Source organism: Micromonospora craterilacus (genome assembly GCF_003236315.1).
Lineage (GTDB): Bacteria > Actinomycetota > Actinomycetes > Mycobacteriales > Micromonosporaceae > Micromonospora > Micromonospora craterilacus.
Map to the genome: position 1 here is coordinate 1 of NZ_POTY01000586.1, position 417 is coordinate 417.

Annotated in this window: 1 protein-coding gene; it reads right to left on the bottom strand. The window is 70.7% G+C overall.

Annotated elements, in window-relative coordinates; all coding sequences use genetic code 11:
• Positions 1 to 341, bottom strand: a 341-nt coding sequence (locus C1I95_RS34565) for a hypothetical protein (RefSeq protein WP_199524062.1), incomplete at its 3' end; no start/stop codon positions are given.
• Positions 342 to 417: the final 76 nt, after the last annotated feature.

Here is a 417-nt window from a genome sequence, read left to right on the forward strand (position 1 = left end):
GTGGTGGCGGGGGTGTTGAGGAGGACCTGGTTGTCGGCGACGGTGGCGATCTGGTCGGCCAGTACGTAGACGGCGCCGGTGGGGACCAGGTCGGTGGAGACCTTGAGGTAGCCGGTACGCAGCAGCCGAGCGGCCAGGTCCGCCGGGACGTCCGGCTCCTCCACGGCTGCGGACTCGATCAGTTCGTCCAGGCTGCTGCCGGGGTCGGCGGTCGGTGCCTGCACGGTCACCGCGTTGGGGTCGCCACGCTGGACGAGATCCACCGTGCCCACGTCGACGCCGGCGGAGTCGACCACCCGCATGCCGGTGTTGACCCGCGAAACGGTCGTCTGCTGATCGATGCCCTGCTGCTCCATGCTTGCGCGGTTCCCGCCCCCCGCTCCCCCTAAACGCTAGGGGGTGGGGGTGGTCCAGCCG